This window comes from Denitrificimonas halotolerans (assembly GCF_034259425.1).
In the GTDB taxonomy this organism is placed as follows: Bacteria; Pseudomonadota; Gammaproteobacteria; order Pseudomonadales; family Pseudomonadaceae; genus Denitrificimonas; species Denitrificimonas halotolerans.
The window spans coordinates 13,320-37,003 of record NZ_JAXIVU010000012.1; the positions used below are offsets into that span (position 1 = coordinate 13,320).

Below are 23,684 nucleotides of genomic sequence, written 5' to 3' on the forward strand. Positions count from 1 at the left end.
GTTGATCGCAAACTATTGATAGGCACATTACTAGCGGCATCAGGCCGTTGGCGTTGGCGCGTCTAATTAATACTGTTCGCCATTGAGCGGCATGGTTTGTGTTCCCTTTTTTCCTCTTGCCACGAGGCTGATATGACTCACGAAGAATTTTTACGCTTAGCTGATCAAGGCTACAATCGTATTCCTTTGGCCCGCGAAACTTTGGCCGACTTTGACACTCCGCTTTCTATTTATTTAAAGCTTGCTGATGCACCTTATTCATACTTATTAGAGTCTGTCCAAGGAGGGGAAAAGTGGGGACGCTTTTCCATTATTGGACTGCCGAGCAGTACACGCTTACGCGTTGATGGTAAACGTGTGAGGGTGATTACTAATGAGCGTGTGGTGGAAGATCTCGAGGTAGATGACCCTCTCACCTTTGTGGAGCAATTTAAAGAGCGTTACCGTGTTCCGACTCTACCTGGCTTACCGCGCTTTAATGGTGGTTTAGTTGGTTATTTTGGCTACGATAGTGTGCGCTATGTAGAGAAGCGCTTGGCCGAATGTCCTAACCCAGATCCCTTGGGTACACCTGATATTTTATTGTTGGTATCTGATGCTGTAGTGGTGTTTGATAATTTATCCGGCAAATTGCATTTAATTGTTTTGGTTGATCCGAGCAGAGCGGATGCTTATGAGCAGGGACTTATTGAGCTTGATTTATTAGCGGCACAGCTGGCTAAGCCTTTGATACCTCGTGTGGGCGTGGACCTTAATGCCATTGATGGACCTGAGCCGCAGTTTGCCTCAAGCTTTAGTCGGGCAGATTATGAAAAAGCGGTCCTGCAGATTAAAGAATATATCGCTGCTGGTGATTGCATGCAGGTGGTGATCTCTCAACGTATGTCGGTGCCTTTTACTGCAGCTCCTATTGATCTTTATCGTGCTTTGCGTTGCTTTAATCCAACGCCTTATATGTACTTTTTTAACTTCGCTGAGTTCCACGTGGTGGGTAGCTCACCGGAGGTTTTGGTGCGTGTAGAGGATGGTTTAGTCACTGTCCGTCCTATTGCGGGAACACGTCCACGTGGAGCAACTGAAGAACAGGACTTAGCTCTTGAACAAGAGTTGTTAGCAGATAAAAAAGAGCTCGCTGAGCACCTGATGCTGATTGATCTCGGTCGTAATGATGTGGGTAAAGTTGCTGATACAGGTAGTGTTAAAGTCACCGAGAAAATGATTATTGAGCGTTATTCTAATGTTATGCACATCGTTTCTAATGTGACAGGACAGTTACAAAGTGGCTTGAATTCTATGGATGCATTGTGCGCAATTTTGCCAGCCGGTACTTTATCGGGCGCACCTAAAGTGCGTGCCATGGAAATCATTGATGATCTAGAACCGGTTAAGCGTGGTGTTTATGGCGGCGCTGTGGGCTATTGGGCGTGGAACGGCAATATGGATACCGCCATTGCTATTCGTACGGCAGTCATTAAAAACGGTGAGCTGCATGTTCAAGCAGGTGCCGGTATTGTCGCTGATTCACAGCCGGATTTAGAGTGGGAAGAAACCTTAAATAAACGTCGAGCCATGTTTAAAGCAGTTGCGCTGGCTGAAAAGAGTAAGCCGGGTAACTGAATAAGTATTTAATTTTTGTTTCAACTGTAAAGGTAAACATCATGAGTCATCGGATAAGAGTAGCAATTGCCGGTTATGGCAACTTAGGACGCGGTGTTGAGTCAGCGCTGGCACAAAACCCAGACATGCAATTGGTGGGTGTATTCAGTCGTCGTGACCCAGCCAGTGTTACCTTGTTAGATAGCTCAATTCCAGTCTATTCAATGGCTGATATTGAACAGTATCAAGATGAAGTGGATGTCATGATTCTTTGCGGTGGCTCTAGATCGGACCTGCCGGAACAAGGCCCTTATTTGGCCAAGTTTTTTCATACTGTCGACAGTTTTGATACCCACGCTAAGGTGCCAGAGTACTATGAGGCTTTGGATCAATCTGCCCGTGAGTCGGGCCGTGTGGCTATGTTGTCTGTAGGTTGGGATCCAGGTTTGTTTTCCTTGAATCGTTTATTTGGCGAAGCCATTTTACCTGAAGGTGAGACCTACACTTTTTGGGGTAAAGGGTTAAGCCAGGGGCACTCTGATGCGGTGCGTCGTGTTGCAGGGGTCAAGTCAGGTGTGCAATACACCTTGCCATCTGAAGAGGCGATTGCTCGTGTGCGCAGTGGTGAGCGCCCTGAATTAACGACTCGTGAAAAGCATAAGCGTGAATGTTACATCGTGTTGGAAGAGGGGGCGGATGCCGATACTGTAAGAGAAAGTATTGTTACCATGCCGGACTACTTTGCAGACTATGATACTACAGTGCATTTTATTGATGCGGATACCTTTGTCAAAGAACACAGCAGTATGCCCCATGGTGGTTTTGTGATCCGTAGTGGTAATACCGGTACTGATAGTATTCAAACCATTGAGTATTCTCTGGCGTTGGGTAGTAATCCAGAATTTACGGCAAGTGTACTTGTAGCTTATGCCCGCGCTGTTCATCGTTTAGCTCACTTGAATGATATCGGTGCAAAAACTGTATTTGATATTGCGCCAGGTTTGTTATCACCTAAAAGCCCAGCACAGCTGCGTAAAGAGTTACTGTAATCGTTTTGGCATAATCGCTTAAGGACACCTTATATGTTGTTAATGATCGACAATTACGACTCTTTTACTTGGAATCTAGTGCAATACTTTGCTGAGTTAGGTGCTGAGGTCAAAGTGGTGCGTAATGATGAATACACTGTGCCAGAGTTGTTGGCGATGGCTCCAGAGCGGGTTGTTATTTCGCCAGGGCCTTGTACGCCTAATGAGGCCGGTGTGTCATTAGCAGCAATTAAGGCATTTGCAGGCTTAGTGCCAGTGTTGGGAGTATGTTTAGGTCATCAAAGTATTGGGCAGGCTTTTGGTGGGGCTGTGGTGAGAGCCCAGCAACCTATGCATGGTAAAACTAGCCCCGTGTATCACCATAATCGGGGTGTGTTTGCTGGTTTAAATAACCCCCTGATTGCTACACGCTACCACTCATTGGTGGTGGCGCCAGAAAGCTTACCAGATGACTTAAAAGTTACAGCATGGACGCAGACCGAGCAAGGTGAGCTGGAAGCCATTATGGGGCTGCAACACCGGACGTTAAATATTGAGGGGGTACAATTTCACCCTGAGTCAATTTTGACCGAGCAAGGGCATGCCTTGCTGGAGAATTTCTTAAAACAAATGGGAGGACAGCGTTAATGGACATTAAGCAGGCGCTGAGTCGAGCGGTTAGTCAATTGGATCTAAGCACAGCAGAGATGCAAACGGTCATGCGTCAAATCATGACTGGACAGTGCACTGACGCACAAGTAGGCGGCTTTTTAGTGGCCATGCGCATGAAAAGTGAAAGTATCGATGAAATTGTGGGGGCAGTGCAGGTTTTACGTGAATTAGCAGAACCTGTGACGATTGAAGGTGAGCATTTAGTCGATACTTGTGGTACCGGCGGGGACGGTATGAATATTTTTAACGTCTCTACTGCTGCAGCTTTTGTGGTTGCAGCGGCTGGTGGGCAAGTGGCTAAGCACGGGAACCGCGCTGTTTCTGGCAATAGTGGTAGTGCTGATCTACTTGAGGCAGCGGGTGTTTATTTGGATCTAACTGCTGATCAAGTTAAGCGTTGTATTGAAACAGTTGGGGTTGGCTTCATGTTTGCTCCTGCACACCATGGTGCAATGCGTCATGCTAGTGGCCCGCGTCATGAGTTAGGGCTGCGTACTTTATTTAATATTTTGGGGCCTATGAGTAATCCGGCTCAAGTTAAAAAACAAGTCATTGGCGTATTTAGTAAGCAATTGTGCCGCCCCTTAGCTGAAGTATTGCTGCGTTTAGGAAGTCAGCACGTATTAGTTGTGCATGCTCAAGACGGTATGGATGAAATCAGTTTAGGTGCACCAACTTTTGTGGCTGAATTAAAGGATGGTGAAATCACAGAATACCGTATTCAGCCTGAAGATTTTGGTATCAGCAGTCAGTCGCTTATTGGTTTAGAAGTAGCGGATGCGTCAGCCTCTTATAAACTGATTTATGATGCTTTAGGGAAGCGTGAACAGCCTTATGCTCATAAAGCCGCAGAAATGATTGCCCTGAATGCAGGTGCTGCATTATATGCAGCGGGTGTGGCCAGTACTTTGAAAGAAGGTGTGGAGCGTGCCCACGATACTATCTACACTGGGTTGGCTTTAGAGAAGTTATCTGAGTTGGTGTCTTTTACTTCCGTGTTTAAGCAGGAGGCCGCAAACGCATGAGTATTCCAACGGTTTTAGAGAAAATTGTCGCGCGAAAGCATGAAGAGGTTGCGCAGCGTAAGCAAATTGTGAGCTTGAGTGAGCTGTATGCTCAGGCTGAACAGGCGTCAGCTCCACGTGGATTTGCTCACGCTTTGCAACAACAAGTACGCAAGAAACAGCCAGCGGTGATTGCTGAAATTAAAAAAGCTTCACCGAGCAAAGGAGTATTGCGAGAAGACTTTGTTCCAGAATGGTTGGCGCAAAGCTATGCACAAGGCGGTGCAACCTGTTTATCTGTGCTAACGGATATTGACTTCTTCCAAGGTGCTGACCGTTATTTGCAAGAAGCACGTAATGCGTGTGCATTACCTGTAATTCGTAAAGACTTTATGGTTGATCCTTACCAAATTATTGAAGCGCGTGCATTAGGTGCAGACTGTGTTCTGCTTATTGCTGCTTGTTTAGATGATGGCCAAATGTTAGAGCTGGCTGCTGCAGCTCAAGATATGGGGCTGGATGTTTTGGCAGAAGTACATGATGGCGTAGAGCTTGATCGTGTTTTGACACATTTGGACACGCCTCTGGTAGGTATTAATAACCGTAACTTACATACTTTTGAGGTGTCACTGGAAACTACATTGGAGTTGTTGCCACGTATTCCAGAAGAGCGCTTAGTGATTACAGAAAGTGGTATTTTACAGCGTACAGATGTAGAACTGATGGAAATTAATAATGTACATGCTTTCTTAGTGGGCGAAGCATTCATGCGTGCCAATGATCCTGGTGCCGAGCTGAAGCGTTTATTTTTCCCTAAATAAATTGTAAAGCAACATATCTACCAAATAGGTCAGTGTTGCTCACGGGCGTGATATAAAACGGTTCGGAATATTTGTAGGCGGGTATAGCTGTCGACTGATCTACTTTCCGTGCTTTAGGGCAGGTATCAATTTAAACTGACGTATCGTACCTATAATTTCTACAGAGGGTCGTCGTGTGGGTAAACCTTGGGTATTAGGGCTTACTGGTGGGATTGGCAGCGGTAAAAGTGCGGCTGCTGATGCTTTTGCTGAGCTTGGTGTTGCTACTGTTGATGCTGACCATGCTGCCCGTTGGGTGGTTGAACCGGGTCGTCCGGCGTTAAGCAAAATTGTTGATCGTTTTGGCAAAGGTATATTGCTTGAGGACGGGCAGCTGAATCGAGCGGCTTTAAGGGAGCGTGTTTTTGCAGAGCCAGAGCAGCGGCAATGGTTAGAAGAGTTATTACATCCTTTAATACGTGATGAAATTCAGCAATTTTTAGCCGCGGCACAGTCTCCTTATACGATATTGGTATCACCTTTACTGATTGAGTCTGGGCAGTATAAAACAGTTGAGCGAGTGCTAGTGGTGGATGTTCCCACTGAATTGCAGTTGGCTCGAGCATTGCAACGAGATCAAGTGCCTGAGGCACAGCTACGTGCCATTATGCAGTTACAATTGGAGCGCGATGAGCGTTTAAAATATGCTGATGATGTGCTGTGTAATACCGGTGATAAAGCTGCTTTATATGAAAAAGTAGGTCGCTTACATGAATATTATTTAAGCCTGAAAGGAGGTCAAGTATGACCACTGTAACTGAAGTGGATTGCCCGACATGTGGTGCTTCAGTGGAATGGGGAGAGCAAAGCCCCTTTCGTCCATTTTGCAGTGAACGTTGCAAGCTGATTGACTTAGGGGCGTGGGCTGCAGAAGAGCATGCAATTCCAGGGGAGCCGGACTTAAATGATGTATTTAGTGGTGAGTTGAATAGTTAAGAATTGATTTCTATGTGTAAAAAATATCTGCTGCAGTCTACTAGTATTCTTTTGGCTTTAGTAAGGCGTGCATCCTGAACTTAGCATAGATATTGAGCCCTCCATAGCCATGCGCTGTTATCCAGTGGATTTTGCGGTTATCGGTGCCCCCATAATGCGCAGTAGTATATTCAACAGTACGCCATATAGCGGAATAAAAAGTAGCAAACTGATTAAAATTTTAATGAAGTAGTCGACTACGGCAATTTCTATCCAGTTAGCTGCCATAAAGGCATTACTGCTGCCCCAGAACGCAATAGAAAAGAAGACAAAAGTGTCTAGTAGGTTGCCTAGTACTGTAGAGATAGTGGGGGCTATCCACCATTGTTTGAGTTCGCGCAAGTGGTCAAAGACCTGTATATCGGCCAGTTGTCCCACTGCATAGGCCGCGAAGCTGGCTAGAGAAATACGTAAAATAAAGCTGTTAAACTCTAGTAACGCTGCTGCCCCGCGAAAACTGCCTTCTTGGAATAGCACAGATACAACATAAGAGATTAAGAGTGCAGGTAACATGACATAGGCAATCACTCGCCGTGCCGCCTGCTTACCTAGTAAGCGCACGGTGAGGTCGGTCGCTAAGAAAATAAAAGGAAAGCTAAAGGCTCCCCAAGTCGTTTGCCAACCAAATAGCGTCATAGGGAGTTGCACAAGGTAGTTGCTAGCGATAACAATAAAAATATGGAACGCAATTAGCGTTGCCACCGCCACACGCTGACGTGGGCTTAATAGATTAAGCATAAGACACCTTTTTGAATGGGGTGAGGGAACCATAAGCGCCTCTGAGGAAGCGCAGTGAGTGCGCATTATACGCACAATTGTCTTAATGAAGCAGAGGGCAATGAGCAGGTTGGTAACTGTGTGGAGGTGCTGCCAGGCTACTCGAGCTGACCGTACAGTAGGGCGGCACTGATCAGTACGAAGACGCTGAAGACAGTTTTCAGTATATGCTGCGGTAAACTGTGTGCGGCACGGACGCCGTAGGAAACAGTGAGTACGCCACCGATAGCCATAGCGAATCCAGTCATCCAATTGACCTGACCATGAAAGCTGTAAGTGGCTAAAGTGGCAGCGGTCGTCGGCACGGCAATGGCTAAAGACAACCCTTGGGCTACAACTTGCGTGGCTCCGAAAAACATAGTGATGATGGGGGTTGCAATTACTGCACTGCCGACACCAAAGAGGCCGCCGAGAAAGCCTGACATACTGCCTAAAGTAGCAAAGTAAGGCCAAGGAAGATGCCTTAAACCTGTGCTCATCCGTTTGCCGAGGGTTTGGATAATATTCCAAATGGCAATAAATATCAGAAAGCCGATAAAGATTTGACGCATGGTGCGATGATCTAAATCAATTGCAATGACAGCGCCGAACCAAGACAAAATAAAAGCGCTTAAGCTGAGAATAGTACCTGCCTTCCACTCGATTTTATTGCGCTGATTGTATTTATAGAGCCCTAAAACAATATTAGGTACCACCATAGCTAAGGCTGTGCCTTGAGCAAGTTGCTGGTCCATCCCATAGAGTAGACTTAAGGTTGGGATTGCAAAAAGGCCACCGCCTATGCCTAATAAGCCACCAAAAAAACCCAGCAGTCCGCCAATTATAATATTGAGAATAAAATCAAGCATAGCTAAGTGCCTTATCAGTCTGCGTAGGAAATGCGTTTATTGGACGGGGTGCTGTGCCAACTAGTCAGTGGTGGGTGTGGGCTAGAGGAGCTTTAACCTACTGTGTTGTGCACGGGGTGGATGATGCCAAAAGCTTTGGTGTTTTGTATATCTCCTTTATTCTAATGCTGTGTTAGATTTTGATTAACACTAAGGTGTATTTATATGCATTTTGATCTTGCAGACCTACGTTTATTTATCAATATTGCAGAACAGTCGAGCATGACTCAGGGGGCGCGCAAGTCATGTATATCAACTGCTGCCGCCAGTAATCGGATCAAAAAACTTGAAGAACAGATCGGTATTCGTCTGCTGTACCGTAATTCTCAGGGCGTCGAATTAACTGCGGCAGGCACCACTTTATTGAAACACGCGCGAATTATTTTGCGCCAAGTGCAGTACTTACAAAATGAACTATCAGAGTTTAGTGACCAACAGGTTGGACATATTCGTATTTTTGCCAATACCACAGCTGTGACAGACTTTTTGCCAGAAATTTTGGCAGTGCTGATGGTGCAGCATCCACAGCTGAGTATTGACTTACAGGAGCGGATTAATTTAGAGGTTTTGCGTGGTGTAGCAGAAGGTGCTGCAGATATTGGCATCACTGCAGGTCCGATTAAGGCTCAAGATTTAGAGGTGATTCCTTTCAGCACGGATCGATTAGTATTGACAACGCACAGTGAGCACCCATTAGCGCATTTAAGTTCAATCACCTTAGAGGAAACCTTAAATTATCCACATGTATGTTTGCAAGAAGGCTCAAGTTTATTACGTTTTTTAAAAAGCCAAGTGGATGGTTTACAGCGTAAACTGAATGTGCGAATCCAAGTCTTTGGCTTTGAGTCGATGTGTCGCATGATCGAAGCAGGAGTGGGGATTGGTATTATGCCAGCTTCTTCAGCGTTGCGGCATCAATACACTATGAATTTGAAGGTTATACAATTGGATGAGCCTTGGGCACTGCGTGAACGCAGCATTGTTGTGCGTGACTCGCAAGCACTGCCTGAATACGTGAAAACTCTCATTAAATTACTGGTTAAGTAGCAGTATATGCAGCCGCTAAAAGACGATATTCATTTTGCTGATTATGAGGCCGGTATGTGGAAAGGGCGTAGTGCCTTTGCGAGGCCGCGTTGGCGTAATTTATTGTGGTTGGCATTTTTATTTTTGGTTTTACTTTGGCCGATTCAGCGCTTGGTTGAAGGCTATTATTTAGAAGACCTCAACCGCCGTAATGGACAAACCCTGGATTTGTTTGTCGCGAACTTATTAGGGGTTTTGCAGCGTTATGAGGTGTTGCCGCAAATTTTAGGCCGGTTACCTGATGTGCAGCAAGCCTTGTTGACCCCCACAGATGAGGATGTATTACAAACTAGCAATGAAATATTACAGCGCATTCAGCAACAGACGGGTGCTGATGTTATTTACTTGATGGATACCCAAGGTTTGACCTTAGCGGCTTCGAACTGGGCGCAAGAGCGGAGTTTTGTAGGTAATAATTTTGCGTTTCGTCCGTATTTTCAAGGAGCATTAACAGGCGGGGTGGGTGAGTTTTTTGGTTTAGGTAATATTTCTTCTAAGCGTGGCTATTATTTTGGTAGTGGAGTCTATGTTGATGGGGAAATCATTGGCGTGATTGTGGTGAAAGTTGATTTAGATTTCACTGAGACCTTATGGGGAAAAACACCTGAGCAATTATTGGTTACTGATAAAAATGGTGTTGTGATTTTGACCTCAAATGCAGATTGGCGTTTTACCGCCACACGGGAGTTGACTACACAAGAACAGCGTAGTGTCACGGAACATCAGCCTTATACTTCAGTAAAACCTGTACCCATAGGCTTAAAGCAGCAAGATTGGCTCACCTTTGACAAAAACCTAGAAACAATCGGTTGGCAGGTGAGTATTTTAGCGCCACGTCGCTTGATTAATCAGCCAGTTAATACGGCCATGGCGGTGGCTGCAGCATCTTTACTAGCAATATTGTTGACTTTGGGATTATTAATGCAGCGGCGGCGCCATTATCTTGAGCGCATCACTATGGATGCGCATGCTAAGCGTGTGCTAGAGGAAAATGTGCGTACTCGAACACAAGACTTGCAAACCCTAAATAGCCGTCTGAAACAAGAGGTTTTAGAGCGTGAGTCTGCACAGCAGGAACTGGTAAGGGCGCAAGATGAGTTGGTGCAAGCGGGCAAGCTGTCAGCATTAGGCATTATGTCCGCCAGTATCAGTCATGAGCTGAATCAGCCGCTGGCGGCGATTCGTAGTTATACCGATAACGCTAAAATTTTACTGGAAAAAGAGCGTATAGCTGACGTTCATAAAAATTTAGAGTTGATCGCTGAACTGACAGAGCGTATGGCCTCTATTATCAGTCATTTACGTGCGTTTGCGCGGCGTGATCGTTTAGCTTCTGAGCATGTAGCATTGCAACCGGCAATCGATGACACCTTGGCGCTGAATGTAAAGCGTCAGCGCAATTTACAAGTGGAGATCGTGCGGGATATTCCAGATGCCACTTTATGGGTTGAGGCGGGAGAAACCCGTTTACGTCAGGTATTGAATAATCTAATTAGCAATGCTTTAGATGCGCTCAGTGAAAAAGGATTTCCGCGTAAGATTTGGCTCAGTACCCAAGTGCAAGATGGCTGGGTGATTTTAACAATACGGGATAATGGCCCTGGTTTTACTGTAGAAGCACTTGAGCAGGCTTGCGAGCCTTTTTATACAACCAAAACAACGGCACGAGGGTTAGGGTTAGGGTTGGCTATTTGTGCAACCTTGATTCAAGCTTTAAAGGGACGCTTAGTTTTCGCTAATCATCCAGAAGGTGGGGCTGAAATTACATTACATTTACGTCAGATTTCGTCTACAGTCAATTTAAGCTCCAATGAGGATCGTTTTATATGATGCAAGTGAGTCATGACACGGATGTACTGTTATTGGACGATGATGCACATTTACGTACGGCTTTATCGCAAACCTTTGATTTGGCTGGGTTGCAGGTGCAGGCCTATGGTAGTGCGCAAGGTGTCTTAGAGACTTTGCCGGTAGATTGGCAAGGTGTCATTGTCACCGATATTCGCATGCCGGGTATGGATGGTTTAGAGCTGTTAAAGCAGATTCAAGCATTTGACGAGCAGTTACCGGTGTTACTGATCACAGGGCATGGTGATGTACCTTTAGCTGTAGAAGCGATGCGTAACGGAGCTTATGACTTTTTGCAAAAACCTTTTGCTAGCGATTTGTTATTAGATAGTGTGCATCGTGCTTTAGGAGTGCGTCGTTTAGTACTGGAGAACCGTTCGTTACGTTTAGCTTTAACTGAACAGCGCTTATTGGGTGAGCGTATTTTAGGTGGTTCAGCATGTGTGCAACGTCTGCGTGAGCAGGTCAGGGCACTGGCAGCTATTCAAGCTGATGTGTTGATTTCTGGTGAAACCGGCGCAGGTAAAGAAGTGGTCGCACGTGCTTTGCATGATTTGTCGTCCCGTAGCGATAAGCCCTTTGTTGCCATTAATGCAGGTGCTTTGGCTGAAACAGTGATTGAAAGTGAATTGTTTGGTCATGAGAGCGGTGCTTTTACTGGAGCCCAGAAGCGTCGTATTGGTAAATTTGAATATGCCAACGGTGGTACAGTCTTTCTCGATGAAATAGAAAGCATGAGCTTGGATGTGCAGGTTAAGTTACTGCGGTTATTACAAGAGCGAGTGGTGGAAAGGGTGGGTTCCAACCAACTCATTCCTTTAGATATTCGTGTCATTGCTGCAACGAAAGAGGATCTGCTGATTGCTTCAGATGAAGGACGTTTTCGTGCTGACTTGTATTATCGTCTTAATGTTGCACAAATTCATATTCCTGCACTGCGCCAACGCAGTGAGGATATTCTGCCGTTATTCCAACACTTTGTAAGTACTGCTTGTACAAAATATAAGAGTGCAGAGCCTATGCTGAGTGCTGCTACTCGTGCGTTACTGTTAGCCCATGAATGGCCAGGTAATATCCGTGAGCTTCAAAATGCGGCAGAGCGTTTTGCTTTAGGATTGGATTTAGCTATCAGTCCAACTGCTTATCCTGTAGCCCAACAGCATTTGCCTTTAAGCCAGCAAGTAGAAGCCTATGAGCGTAGCCTTATTATCAGTGAACTGAAGAATCCACATCAGTCGCTACGTGAGGTGGCGGAAGCTTTGCGACTGCCACGGAAGACTTTACATGACAAACTGCGTAAGCATGGGTTGAGGTTTGAAGGGGTTGGCGAAAAATCGCCATCAGCTTAGTCTGTCTGGCGGAAATCCGCCCATACTGCTTTATAGTTCAAGCGAAACTGTAGTTTTCAGTCTTTTTTAGGTATGCCTAGTACGACCTTAGTCTTATATTTTATTTTTGGGTATGAAAGTTGCTTTATACCTAAAGGCCATCAGTTATTTTTCTGGTGTGTTACATAATTTGTCGCACTGTGCGGCACTGACTAATTGAAGTAAGAGGAAATTTTAATGCTTAAAATGACCGCTAAAGCACTGGTTTGTGCTGTTTCATTGGGACTTGCGGGTTTGGCTCATGCAGCTGACCCTATTGTAATTAAATTCTCTCACGTAGTTGCTGAGCACACACCAAAGGGGCAGGGTGCTTTGCTATTTAAAAAGCTTGCTGAAGAGCGTCTACCGGGTAAAGTTGAGGTTGAGGTGTATCCGAACTCCTCATTGTTTGGTGACGGTAAGGAAATGGAAGCTTTATTGCTAGGTGATGTGCAGTTGATTGCGCCATCATTGGCTAAGTTTGAACATTACTCAAAGCCTATCCAGATCTTTGATCTGCCCTTTTTGTTTGATGACATTGAAGCCGTTGATCGCTTTCAGAAGGGTCCAGTTGGTCAAGAACTCTTGGCTTCTATGGAAGATAAAGGCATTACCGGTTTGGGTTATTGGCACAACGGTCTAAAGCAGTTGTCAGCAAATAAACCTCTGCGTACTCCGCGGGATGCACGGGGCTTAAAGTTCCGAGTGCAAGCCTCTGCTGTATTGGACGAACAATTTAAAGCATTACGGGCTAACCCGCGGAAAATGAGTTTCGGTGAAGTCTATCAAGGTTTACAAACTGGTGTAGTGAACGGTGCGGAAAACCCGTATTCCAATATTTACTCGCAGAAAATGCACGAAGTGCAAAAATACATCACTGAGTCGAATCATGGCCTGCTCGACTATATGGTGATTACTAACACCAAATTCTGGAATGGTTTGCCAGAGGATGTACGTACAGAATTGCGTAACATTATGGATGAGGTCACTGTTGAAGTGAACTTGCATGCTGAAGCAATTAACCAGCGTGATAAGCAGGCGATCATTGATAGTGGTCGTAGCGAAATCATTACTTTAACTAAAGAGCAGCGTGATCAGTGGCGTGATCAGGTGAAGCCCGTTTGGAAGAAGTTTGAGCAAGAAATTGGTGCCGAACGTATTAAAGCTGCGGAGGCTGCTAACCAGCAGTAATCTGTGAATCTCCACGTAATCATTCGGGTTACGTGGAGTTTCTTAAGCTGCAGGCAGGTTAGTCTTTTATTGTACTAACCGTTTTGGGGGAAATGTATGAATACTTTGCGCCTGATTTGGGACCGTTTTGAAGAGGCTTTTATTGTCTTCTTACTGTCTGCTATGACGTTAGTAACCTTTGTTTATGTCATTTTAAATAACGTCTATAGTTTTTTTTATAGTTTGGCTGATTACTTTGCTGAGCACTCAGAGGGCGTGTCTGAGTTTTTTTTCACCATAGGTGATTTCTTTTTAGACATTGTTCAAACCATGACTTGGAGTAATGCTTTAACGAAGGCATTGTTTGCTTGGCTTATTTTTGTTGGTTTAGCGTATGGGGTTCGTATTGGTGGTCATATCGGTGTGGATGCTTTAGTTAAATTAGCGTCACGTTCAACTCAGCGTGTGATTGCCATTTTTGCTTGTTTGTTTAGCTTAGGCTATGCCGGTTTGTTGAGTTTTGCGAGCTTTGAGTGGATTAATACATTGCTTACGGCAAATATTGGTGCCGATGATTTAGGTCAATATGGTATTAAGCAGTGGCATATCGCAATGATCGTACCTATTGGTTTTACTTTAGTATTTATTCGCTATTTAGAAATTTTGGTGCGCATTATTCGTCATCAGCAAGTGGACTTAGGTTTGGCGGATGAGGCTGCTGATGCGATGAAACTTTCAGAGACAGAGGCGGCTAAAGAATGACTATTTTGTTCCTATTCTTAGCGCTCTTTGCGCTGATGTTCATTGGTGTTCCAGTTGCTGTATCGCTTGGCTTAGCGGGCTCTGTTACCATTATTTTATTCAGCCCAGACTCAGTACGCTCACTGGCAATTAAGTTGTTCGAAACCAGCGAGCACTATACTTTGCTGGCCATTCCATTCTTTTTATTGGCTGGTTCGTTTATGACAACCGGTGGAGTGGCGCGACGTTTAATTGACTTTGCCAATGCTACTGTAGGCCATATTCGTGGTGGCTTAGCAATTGGTTCTGTATTGGCTTGCATGCTTTTTGCTGCGCTTTCAGGTTCAAGTCCCGCTACTGTAGCAGCTGTGGGCTCGATTGCTATTGCAGGAATGGTACGCTCAGGTTACCCACAGCCTTTTGCCGCAGGTATTGTTACCAATGCTGGTACTTTGGGTATTTTAATCCCGCCTTCTGTGGTGATGGTTGTTTATGCTGCTGCAACTGAAACTTCAGTGGGTACATTATTTATGGCCGGTGTTGTCCCAGGTTTTTTATTGGGGTTAGTATTGATGGTGGCCATTTATATCATTGCAGTAAAAAAGAACTTACCTGCATTACCACGGGCAACGTTTCGAGAGTGGTTGCGTGCTGCACGTAAAGCAGTATGGGGCTTATTGTTGATGGTCATCATTCTGGGTGGAATCTACTCAGGTATGTTTACTCCAACAGAAGCAGCAGCGGTGGCTGCAGTATACTCTGCCTTCATTGCACTCTTTGTTTACAAAGACATGAGCCTTAAAGAAGCACCAAAAGTGGTATTAGAGTCAGCGAAGCTTAGTATTATGCTGATGTTTATTATTGCTAACGCAATGCTTTTTGCTCATGTACTCACAACCGAGCAAATTCCGCAACAAATTACCGCTATGGTGTTAGAAGCGGGTTTACAGCCTTGGATGTTTTTGCTTGTTGTGAATATTGTTTTACTGGTTGCGGGTGCCTTTATGGAACCGTCAGCTATTATCTTGATTTTGGCACCTATTTTATTCCCGATTGCAGTGCAGTTAGGTATTGATCCTATCCATTTAGGGATCATCATGGTGGTCAATATGGAGATCGGTTTGATTACACCACCGGTAGGACTCAACCTCTTTGTTACTTCAGCAGTGACAGGAATGCCATTGTCCGCAGTGATACGAGCGGCATTACCATGGTTGATGTTGCTATTGAGCTTCTTGGTGATTGTGACTTATATACCAAGTGTTTCGATGGGGCTGCCGAGAATGTTGGGGATGTAGTTTTAGAGCGCTTTATTACGAGCTTGAAAAAACGGCTGGACGCAGGATGCTCCGGCCGTTTTTTATATTGGACCATTTTATTGTACGAGACAGCGCTAGCGAAACAGTTGATCGGTAAGATGCGCCTGTCTTTTTTTATAGAGAGGGAGATAATAGTGCTCCAATTTAGAAGGATGGTTAACGTGCAATATGCTTTTCCAATGATGGCCGTATTATTTTGGGCCGCAAACACTGTAGTGAACAAAATGACCGTCGGTGTTATTTTTCCTGCTGAAATCGGATTTTATCGTTGGTTATTTGCAGGCTTGTTGTTTACGCCATTTTTATTGCATCCAATACTACGTAACTGGAGCAATATTCGACCACACTTGATCAAAATTTTTATCCTAGGCGTTTTAGGAATGGCGATTTATCAAAGCTTAGCGTATTTTGCTGCACCGAAAACCACTGCAATGAATATGGGGATTATTTTATCGTTGATGCCTGTCATGTCGTTAGGTATGGCGATTGTTGCATTAGGCCAGCATGTCACCATGGGCGCTATAGCAGGTATTGTGTGCTCATTCATTGGCGTGTTGTTAGTGATGAGTGAGGGTAATCTCGGGGTGCTGTTACAGCAAGGGGTTAACTTGGGGGATCTGATGATGCTGTTTGCCACTTTTGCTTATGCGCTTTATAGCACTTTATTAAAGTACTGGCAGATGGATATTCCAGCCTTGCAATTGCTGTATTTGCAGATTCTGGTTGCGATTGTTGTGCTGTTTCCTTTGTTTTTCTTTTCTGAAAAAGCTGGGTTGAACGGTGCAAATTTACCCTTAGTGCTATTTGCCTGTGTTTTTGCATCCATTGCCGCACCTTTGGCGTGGATGCGAGCTGTACGCTCGTTAGGTCCAAGTCGTACGTCGGTATTTTTTAATTTTGTCCCAGTGCTTACTATCATTATTGCTGCTTTGGTCTTATCTGAGCGTTTGGAGCTTTATCATGCACTTGGTGGTGGTCTCACTTTATGTGGCGTGGTGCTTTCTGAGCGTTGGACGCGTCCGTTACGTAAAAAACGAACTAAAGAATACTGAAGAGGTTTTTCGAGTAACTTAAGGCGGGGGGAAGGGGCAAGTTTGGCTATCCCTGCCATAAGTGTTATTGTTTCCCACTGTCGTAAATACAGATACAGGCAGTATTTACGCTTCTCCTGGTATATACCGGGCTTGTCACTGCAGGATTTATTCCTGGTAACGATAGCATTTTTGTTTTATATCAAGAGTGCTATGTCTAGTTTGCTTTTAACAGTTTATGCGCTCGCAAGCTCATCTTGCTGACCTTGTAGAGTTGCGCAATATAGTCGCGTGAAATATGTCTTGCCTGTGACGTCAGCGACGTAAAGGAGTAAGAATGTTTCAATTTACAACGAGCAGTGCGTTATTGATTCTTCTGGGATTTTATGGCGTTACGTTTCTCTTAACACTCACTATCGGAAAAAAACAAGAAAACGCCGACGGTTATATGACCGCTAACGGTTCTGTTGGTTTTGGTATGTCTGCTGCGAGTATGACGGCGACATGGATTTGGGCAGCATCTTTTTATGCTGCAGCCAGTTCAGGCTATAAATATGGTTTATCAGGAGCAATCCACTATGGATTTTGGGGTGCTTTGATGATTCTGTTTATCTATCCTTTTGGTCGGCGTTTCCGTAAGTTAGCCCCTAATGCTCATACTTTGGCGGAGATTATGCATGCACGGCATGGTAGCTCCAGTCAAATGGTCTTAGCTGGCTCGAATATTGTGGGTAGTGTGATTAGTTTAATGGTCAACTTTACTGCTGCGGGTGCGCTAGTTGATATTTTATCTCCGCTAAGCTTTGTCCAAGGTGTCATGATAGCTGGGTTTGGTGTGCTAACTTATACCTTATGGTCAGGTTTCCGAGCATCGGTCTTTACTGACTTTGCTCAGTTAGTAGCGATGATTTTAGCTGCTGTTATTATTATTCCAATGATCTTTTTCCAGTTAGGTGGGCCAACATTATTTGAAGAGGGTATGCCTAATCTGACGTTAGAACAGCAAGATTTCTTTTCTACAACTGCAATTTTAGAGCAAGGTGCTCCCTATTTTGTCGCAGTTTTAGCTTATGCTATTGGTAACCAAACCATTGCTCAGCGCTTATTTGCAGTACGAGAAGATTTAATTAAGCCGAGTTTTATTACCGCAACCATTGGGTATGGTTCGATAGTGATTGGCTTAGGTATGTTGGGCTTGTTGGCATTGTTTGCCGGTGTGACACCAATTGACGGGGATTTAAATAACTTGATCCCACAAATGGCTGCAACTTATTTGCCACCAGTTATGGTGGGTGTGCTCTTTATTATGGTCATCGGTTCGCTTTCTTCGACAGCGGACTCTGATTTATCAGCTTTATCTGCCATTATCATGACGGATGTTTACGGTAAGCATATTACTAAAAACAACCCTGACCCGTTGAAAATGCTATGGGTCGGTCGCTTGACCATGGTTGTAGCTGCACTATTGGGTGTGGTCTTTGCGAGCTTGAAACTGGATATTTTAGCCATGCTGATTTTTGTAGGTGCACTTTGGGGCTCGATTGTTTTCCCTGTGATTGTGAGCCTGTACTGGAATCGTGTGACTAATGCGGCCTTTACTACTTCAGTGGCGGTTTCATTTGTTTTGTTCTTAGTAGTGCGCTTTGATTTGCTACCTATTGAGGGGGCAATTGCCATGTTCTTTGAGCTATTTGCAGCCGTAGGTGGTGGTGTTGTACTAGGATTAATGGCATTTGGTTTCTTTGGGCGTATGGCGGGTTTGATCATAGGCTTAATAACTGCAGTTGTTTTGGTCTTTTTCACGGTTGGTTTCTTACGTGAATATACTGTGCTCTTGAGTTCATTGACTGCGTATGGTGCGAGTGCTGTGGTCTGTACGATTATGACGTTACTGAGTAAAGCACCAGACTTTGACTTCAACAGTATCGATCAGCGTGTAATTGAATTCCATAAAGAAGAGGCTTAAGGAGAAAAAGATGTCCACATTTGGATTGACTGTTTATATTATGATTTGGCCTGTACTTTCGGCCTTAGTGTTGATAACCCTTTGCACTGCTTTGGTGGTTGATATACGTAACGCCAAAAAAGAAGGTAAGTCTTTGGTTTGATCAAACCTAATGAACTGAATAAGCTGTTGCAGTGACATTAAAATAAAGCCTAAGCCCGTATCATGTTTATGATGCGGGCTTTTTTTGTAGTGCGTCAAGCAGGCGCGTAGTGTCTTGATAGGCTACGTGTGGTGGCAGTTGGATGGAGCGGTGGTGCAGTTCCCACTATAAGCCTAATCAGGGTAACTATGGCTAGACGGCAAGAGTGTTCTCGTTAGGCTGAAGGAAGTTGTAGGCAAAGCACTGTTCTAACGAGCAGAAACCTTTGCTTAATAGAATGGCAAGAAGCATTAATTTCGTCTGGAACTATACTAATGAATTAAGCCAACGCTCGATTAAGGAGCGCGGCGTGTTTTTATCAGCCTATGATGTTCAGAAGTATACCAATGGTTCGGGTAAGGACTTAGGACTACACGGCCAAACGGTGCAACGTATTGCAGTTGAGTACATTACGCGTTGCGTTCAAGAAGGTGCGGCTGAACTGGCGCAAATCAGGAGGTGTACGCCGTTCGCTAGCTGGATTCCTGTTAATACAGGTGCAGCGCAATGGAAGAGTGGCAACTGTTACGTAGAAGACTGCAATATAGGACGGATGCCAAGGTTCTCATCGGTGTAGTGATGTAGATGACTAATGATGAACTATTGCATGATTTAATGAGTAGGCTGATTGTGGACTGCCTGAATAAAAATCGATTGCTTCGTAATCGAGCTGTATCTTTTTGAAGGGCTGGGAAATGGTGGGCCCACGCGGACTTGAACCGCGGACCAAGGGATTATGAGTCCCCTGCTCTAACCAACTGAGCTATGGGCCCCAGCAGCAGCTAATTATACCTGTGAATTATAAAGACGCAATCAAAAACCCCCGATTTAATCGGGGGTTTTTGATTTTACTCATCTAAGAAGGAACGCAAGTGCTCACTGCGTGATGGGTGACGCAGTTTTCGTAAAGCTTTAGCTTCGATTTGACGAATCCGTTCACGAGTCACATCAAACTGTTTGCCGACTTCTTCTAACGTATGGTCAGTATTCATATCAATACCAAAACGCATACGTAAAACTTTTGCTTCACGCTCCGTTAGACCGCCTAATACATCGCGAGTGGCTTCTCTTAGGTTCTCTACAGTTGCAATATCAATGGGTGATTGCATAGTAGCATCCTCAATGAAGTCTCCTAAATGCGAGTCTTCATCATCACCAATTGGTGTTTCCATAGAAATGGGTTCTTTGGCAATCTTCAAGACTTTACGTACGCGATCTTCAGACATCTCCATACGTTCGCCTAGTTCTTCAGGGGTCGGTTCACGGCCCATTTCTTGAAGCATTTGGCGTGAGATACGATTAAGTTTGTTGATGGTCTCAATCATATGCACAGGAATACGAATGGTGCGTGCTTGGTCGGCAATCGAGCGTGTAATGGCTTGACGAATCCACCAAGTAGCATAGGTCGAGAACTTATAGCCACGACGGTATTCGAACTTGTCGACCGCTTTCATTAAGCCAATATTACCTTCCTGGATGAGATCCAAGAACTGTAAGCCACGGTTGGTGTATTTCTTAGCAATAGAAATGACCAGACGTAGGTTGGCTTCAACCATTTCTTTCTTCGCACGGCCAGCTTTGGCTTCCCCAATGGACATGCGACGGTTGATATCTTTGATATCCGCAATGGTCAATGAAGTTTCTTCTTCCAACTCAATCAAGAGTTGTTGATTACGCTGAATTTCTTCAATTAAAGGTACCAAGTTAGCGGCATAACGTGCTTTGCTTTCGCTGAGCTTGACGGCCCACTCTAAATCTACTTCATTGCCAGGGAAGTGTTTTAGAAAGTCGGCACGTGGCATACGTGCGTCACGTACGCATAGCTGCATAATGGCACGTTCTTGGCGACGGACACGATGTAAAGCATCACGCACGATGATAACTAAAGCATCGTACTGTTTAGGCACTAATTTAATAGGCATAAACAGTTCAGCCAACTCGTGGAGTGCTTCTACGGCTTGTTTGCTATTGCGGTCGTGTTTTTTCAGTATTTTTTCAACTGTTGCCAGTTGTTCTGCGATAGCACCGAAACGTTGTTTAGCCACCTCAGGATCAGGACCACCGTCACCGGTTTCCTCCTCTTCCTCTGGCTCTTCTTCTTCCTCTTCTTCTTCGTCATCATCATCTTTAGCTTTGGCTGGCTTGGCTTTTGGCACAGGCGGCGCAGCTTGCTCAGCAACTTCATCGTCAGGGTCGATGTAGCCGTTAAAGATATCAGTAAGACGGGTGCCTTCCTCGATCGCACGATCAAAGCTAGCGAGGACGTCGGCAACGGTACCAGGGAAGTGTGCGATAGCCCCCATCACTTCACGAATACCTTCCTCGATGCGCTTGGCGATTTCGATTTCGCCTTCACGGGTGAGGAGTTCGACCGTACCCATTTCACGCATGTACATTCGTACGGGATCTGTAGTGCGGCCAATGTCTGTTTCAACAGCAGCAAGAGCTGCAGCAGCTTCTTCAGCGGCAGCTTCATCGGTATCTGCGCCTGCGAGTAGCAGTGCGTCAGCATCGGGCGCAGTTTCAAAGACATTGATTCCCATGTCATTGATCATGCGAATAATATCTTCGACCTGTTCTGGGTCCGAAATATCTTCAGGAAGATGGTCGTTGACCTCGGCGTAAGTCAGGTATCCCTGCTCACGGCCGCGGGCGATTAATTCTTTTAGACGAGATTGTTGTGATTTTGCGGACATATCACCCTATCCATGAAAGGTCTGGGCCGAAAGGCAATTAAGGCTATATTATACTGCATATAGTGGTTTAATTGCCAGTTTGGGCGGAACTTGGCGCATTGTTGTGTTGTTCAAACAATGTACGTAAGTGTTGTTTTTCTTCGTTAGAAAGTTCGTCGGTGCGAGCTTTGTTCAAGAGTTGTTCAATAAGGCGCTCACGTTGACGAGATGCTAAACGAGTTATGGTGTCAAAAAATTGTTTTTCAAGGTTATCGGCATCAATTAGCCACTCTTTTTCAGCCAGCGCACGCAATAGGTGGCCCTGTTCGGTGCCATGCCATCGTGCTATCAATTGGAGCGGGCTGAGGTCGGGGTTTTTTTGTAACGCCTCAAGTAGTGAGACGAGCAGTTGCGCGTATAAGTCATCTTCTGCAGCAAGATTACTTGCTGTATCGACTTTTTGTGCGAGTTGCGGATGGTGTAATAAGGTGCGCAAAGCAGCTAAATGTGGGGGTTCTACCGCAGTTTGGGTGCTTTTTTCTTGGCGCGTAAAACTAGATTTACCCGGCTGTAAGTTTCTTTTGTAGCTTAGCTGGCTTGTAGATCGCACGGGCGTTTGTGGTGCCAATGGAGCAGAGTCATCGCTATGGTATTGTGTAAATGAGTCAGGATCTATTTCGTCAAAATTATATTCTGGCGCCCAATCGTGGCTGGTTGTGTTGGAGTGCTCTGGGGTGAAGTTGTCATTGGGAGCGCTAGTTAACCCTGTCAGCTGTGTGAGTTTTTGGCGCATTAGTGCGCGTAAGTTGGCACCAGGAATGCGTTCAATCAGTGGTGTGGCCAAGGTGGCAAGGTGTGCTTTGCCTTCGAGTGAGTCAAGGTTGATTTCTTCTGCAAGGTGCGTAAAGAAATACTCGGTGAGGGCTACTGAGTGTTGGTTGATACGAGCTTGGAAAGCTTCAAGGCCTTCGCTACGAATCAGGCTATCAGGGTCTTCACCATCTGGAACAAATAAAAAGCGTGCTTGATAGCCGTCTTTTAGATTGCTCAAGGTTGACTCAAGTGCACGCCACGCGGCTTTTCGCCCTGCGTTATCGCCATCAAAGCAGAATAAAATATTAGGTACCACGCGAAATAAACGTTTAATGTGTTCTTCGCTAGTGGCGGTACCCAAGGTGGCAACAGCATTACGCAAGCCTTGCTGAGCTAAAGCAATCACATCCATATAGCCTTCAACGACGATGATTTCGTTGAGTTGGCGATTGTATTTGCGTGCCTCATAGAGGCCGTAAAGCTCTTGGCCTTTATGAAAGACGGCTGTTTCGGGGGAGTTGAGGTATTTGGGTTTGTCATCACCTAAAACACGCCCACCAAAGCCAATAATGCGACCGCGAGTATCATGAATTGGAAACATAATACGGTCGCGAAAGCGATCATAACGGCGCTTGCTGTCAGCATTTTCCACGACTAAGCCCGCATCAATTAATGCTTTTTGTTGCATGCTGTCGCCGCTCAAGTGTTTGCTGAGATGATCCCAACCAGGGGGAGCAAAGCCTAACGCAAAATCACGCGCAATGACGCCAGAGACTCCGCGATCTTTTAAGTAGCTCACTGCTGTATGACGTTGTGGGTGGTTTTTCAGTGCATTGCGATAATAGTCGCTGGCTGCAGACAGTAATGCATACAGGGGGGAGTCAACTGGTTGGCGCGGCTTTTGAGGTTCGCCGCTTGATTCACGTTCAACTTCAACGCCTGCCCGTTGCGCTAACTCTTCTACAGCTTCTGGGAATTCGAGATTATCGTGGTCCATTAGAAAGCCCAGTGCATTACCACCGGCGCCACAGCCGAAGCAGTAATAGAATTGCTTGTCTTGACTGACTGAGAAAGAGGGGGTTTTTTCTTGATGAAAAGGGCAACAAGCAGTGTAGTTCTTGCCAGATTTTTTTAATTGCACGCGAGAGCCTACCACCTCGACAATGTCGGTTCGGTTGAGTAAGTCGTCAATAAAACCTTGTGCAATGAGTCCGGCCATGGAGCCTCTACAGTGTTTGATTTTTTTTGCAGTGATTCGGCTGGGTGCACGCGCTAGCGTTTGCCTGCTTGCTGTACAGCTGAGTATCTGCGTAAGTTGTTTGAATATGCTATACGACACTCTTGCCTAGTAAGTCTAGCTATCGTATGAGGATTGAGATCGCCAGCTGTTTGCACTGAGTGTTTTTGATGGGAATTTTAAAACGACAAAACCCGGACGAGTCCGGGCTTTGTGTGCACTTAACCTGTATAACTTAGTACAGGCGTTCGTGACGACGTTGTTCGCGTTGTACTTTCTTAGCGTGGCGCTTTACTGCTGCTGCTGCTTTACGCTTGCGTTCCGCAGTTGGTTTTTCATAAAACTCGCGACTGCGTACATCAGCAAGAACACCGGCTTTTTCGCAGGAGCGCTTGAAGCGACGCAGAGCAACGTCAAATGGTTCGTTGTCTTTAAGTTTGACAGTTGGCAT

The 23,684-nt window shown here is 45.2% G+C and carries 22 protein-coding genes and 1 tRNA gene; 17 read left to right on the forward strand and 6 right to left on the reverse strand.

The window, feature by feature from the left end; translation table 11 throughout:
* Positions 1-132: 132 nt before the first annotated feature.
* The 7 genes from trpE (at position 133) to yacG (ending at position 6,096) form a co-directional block, all read left to right on the forward strand.
* Entirely contained in the window at positions 133-1,617 is a 1,485-nt protein-coding gene (trpE, locus tag TOI97_RS09135; protein WP_321553812.1) for an anthranilate synthase component I, read from the forward strand.
* A gap of 41 nt (positions 1,618-1,658) precedes the next feature.
* Entirely contained in the window at positions 1,659-2,645 is a 987-nt protein-coding gene (locus TOI97_RS09140) for a diaminopimelate dehydrogenase (protein ID WP_321553813.1), read from the forward strand.
* A gap of 33 nt (positions 2,646-2,678) precedes the next feature.
* The gene (locus TOI97_RS09145) at positions 2,679-3,272 is read left to right on the forward strand and encodes an anthranilate synthase component II (RefSeq protein WP_321553814.1); all 594 of its coding nucleotides are present in this window, start codon (positions 2,679-2,681) and stop codon (positions 3,270-3,272) included.
* Positions 3,272-4,321, forward strand: a complete 1,050-nt coding sequence (gene trpD, locus TOI97_RS09150; protein WP_321553815.1) for an anthranilate phosphoribosyltransferase — start codon at positions 3,272-3,274, stop codon at positions 4,319-4,321. The genes TOI97_RS09145 and trpD overlap by 1 nt, the downstream gene beginning before the upstream one ends.
* Positions 4,318-5,121, forward strand: a complete 804-nt coding sequence (gene trpC / locus TOI97_RS09155) for an indole-3-glycerol phosphate synthase TrpC (RefSeq protein WP_321553816.1) — start codon at positions 4,318-4,320, stop codon at positions 5,119-5,121. Before trpD ends, trpC begins: the two co-directional genes overlap by 4 nt.
* Positions 5,122-5,296: 175 nt before the next feature.
* Positions 5,297-5,908, forward strand: coding sequence for a dephospho-CoA kinase (gene coaE / locus TOI97_RS09160; protein WP_321553817.1), 612 nt, complete (start codon positions 5,297-5,299; stop codon positions 5,906-5,908).
* Complete coding sequence (yacG, locus tag TOI97_RS09165; RefSeq protein ID WP_321553818.1) at positions 5,905-6,096, forward strand: DNA gyrase inhibitor YacG; 192 nt, start codon at positions 5,905-5,907, stop codon at positions 6,094-6,096. Before coaE ends, yacG begins: the two co-directional genes overlap by 4 nt.
* 117 nt (positions 6,097-6,213) lie before the next feature.
* On the opposite strand, the gene TOI97_RS09170 is transcribed toward yacG, so the two are convergent.
* Together TOI97_RS09170 and TOI97_RS09175 are read right to left on the reverse strand one after the other, a co-directional pair.
* Entirely contained in the window at positions 6,214-6,873 is a 660-nt protein-coding gene (locus TOI97_RS09170) for a 7-cyano-7-deazaguanine/7-aminomethyl-7-deazaguanine transporter (protein ID WP_321553819.1), read from the reverse strand.
* A 137-nt stretch (positions 6,874-7,010) separates the two neighbouring features.
* Positions 7,011-7,760 (reverse strand): sulfite exporter TauE/SafE family protein, encoded by a 750-nt coding sequence (locus TOI97_RS09175; RefSeq protein WP_321553820.1) that lies wholly within the window; start codon positions 7,758-7,760, stop codon positions 7,011-7,013.
* Between the two features lie 204 nt (positions 7,761-7,964).
* On the opposite strand from TOI97_RS09175, the gene TOI97_RS09180 reads away from it, so the two are divergent.
* The 10 genes from TOI97_RS09180 to TOI97_RS09225 all read left to right on the forward strand — a co-directional run bounded on the left by TOI97_RS09180 (position 7,965) and on the right by TOI97_RS09225 (position 19,085).
* The gene (locus tag TOI97_RS09180; RefSeq protein WP_321553821.1) at positions 7,965-8,846 is read left to right on the forward strand and encodes a LysR family transcriptional regulator; all 882 of its coding nucleotides are present in this window, start codon (positions 7,965-7,967) and stop codon (positions 8,844-8,846) included.
* Positions 8,847-8,900: 54 nt separating this feature from the next.
* Entirely contained in the window at positions 8,901-10,715 is a 1,815-nt protein-coding gene (locus tag TOI97_RS09185) for a sensor histidine kinase (protein WP_321553877.1), read from the forward strand.
* Positions 10,712-12,082 (forward strand): sigma-54-dependent transcriptional regulator, encoded by a 1,371-nt coding sequence (locus TOI97_RS09190; protein WP_321553822.1) that lies wholly within the window; start codon positions 10,712-10,714, stop codon positions 12,080-12,082. The genes TOI97_RS09185 and TOI97_RS09190 overlap by 4 nt, the downstream gene beginning before the upstream one ends.
* A gap of 216 nt (positions 12,083-12,298) precedes the next feature.
* Positions 12,299-13,291 carry a C4-dicarboxylate TRAP substrate-binding protein DctP gene (gene dctP, locus TOI97_RS09195; RefSeq protein ID WP_321553823.1) on the forward strand — a complete coding sequence of 331 codons (993 nt, stop codon included), beginning with the start codon at positions 12,299-12,301 and terminating at the stop codon, positions 13,289-13,291.
* Positions 13,292-13,387: 96 nt separating this feature from the next.
* Positions 13,388-14,032: a TRAP transporter small permease gene (locus TOI97_RS09200; protein WP_321553824.1), complete on the forward strand. Its 645-nt coding sequence runs from the start codon at positions 13,388-13,390 to the stop codon at positions 14,030-14,032.
* Positions 14,029-15,309 (forward strand): C4-dicarboxylate TRAP transporter large permease protein DctM, encoded by a 1,281-nt coding sequence (gene dctM / locus TOI97_RS09205; protein WP_321553825.1) that lies wholly within the window; start codon positions 14,029-14,031, stop codon positions 15,307-15,309. Before TOI97_RS09200 ends, dctM begins: the two co-directional genes overlap by 4 nt.
* Before the next feature lie 182 nt (positions 15,310-15,491).
* The gene (locus TOI97_RS09210) at positions 15,492-16,382 is read left to right on the forward strand and encodes a DMT family transporter (protein WP_321553826.1); all 891 of its coding nucleotides are present in this window, start codon (positions 15,492-15,494) and stop codon (positions 16,380-16,382) included.
* A 316-nt stretch (positions 16,383-16,698) separates the two neighbouring features.
* Positions 16,699-18,327 carry a sodium:solute symporter family protein gene (locus tag TOI97_RS09215; protein WP_321553827.1) on the forward strand — a complete coding sequence of 543 codons (1,629 nt, stop codon included), beginning with the start codon at positions 16,699-16,701 and terminating at the stop codon, positions 18,325-18,327.
* Between the two features lie 10 nt (positions 18,328-18,337).
* Positions 18,338-18,469, forward strand: a complete 132-nt coding sequence (locus tag TOI97_RS09220; protein WP_321553828.1) for a putative transporter small subunit — start codon at positions 18,338-18,340, stop codon at positions 18,467-18,469.
* A 277-nt stretch (positions 18,470-18,746) separates the two neighbouring features.
* A complete protein-coding gene (locus TOI97_RS09225) occupies positions 18,747-19,085 on the forward strand; it encodes a hypothetical protein (RefSeq protein ID WP_321553829.1) in 339 nt (112 codons plus the stop codon).
* Between the two features lie 119 nt (positions 19,086-19,204).
* Here the strand turns inward: TOI97_RS09225 and TOI97_RS09230 are convergent.
* From TOI97_RS09230 to rpsU, 4 genes are all read right to left on the reverse strand, one after another.
* Positions 19,205-19,281 (reverse strand) — tRNA-Ile (locus TOI97_RS09230).
* A 75-nt stretch (positions 19,282-19,356) separates the two neighbouring features.
* Positions 19,357-21,204 (reverse strand): RNA polymerase sigma factor RpoD, encoded by a 1,848-nt coding sequence (gene rpoD / locus TOI97_RS09235; protein WP_321553830.1) that lies wholly within the window; start codon positions 21,202-21,204, stop codon positions 19,357-19,359.
* Positions 21,205-21,271: 67 nt separating this feature from the next.
* Positions 21,272-23,215 (reverse strand): DNA primase, encoded by a 1,944-nt coding sequence (dnaG, locus tag TOI97_RS09240; RefSeq protein WP_321553831.1) that lies wholly within the window; start codon positions 23,213-23,215, stop codon positions 21,272-21,274.
* Between the two features lie 253 nt (positions 23,216-23,468).
* Positions 23,469-23,684: a 30S ribosomal protein S21 gene (rpsU, locus tag TOI97_RS09245; protein WP_022966022.1), complete on the reverse strand. Its 216-nt coding sequence runs from the start codon at positions 23,682-23,684 to the stop codon at positions 23,469-23,471.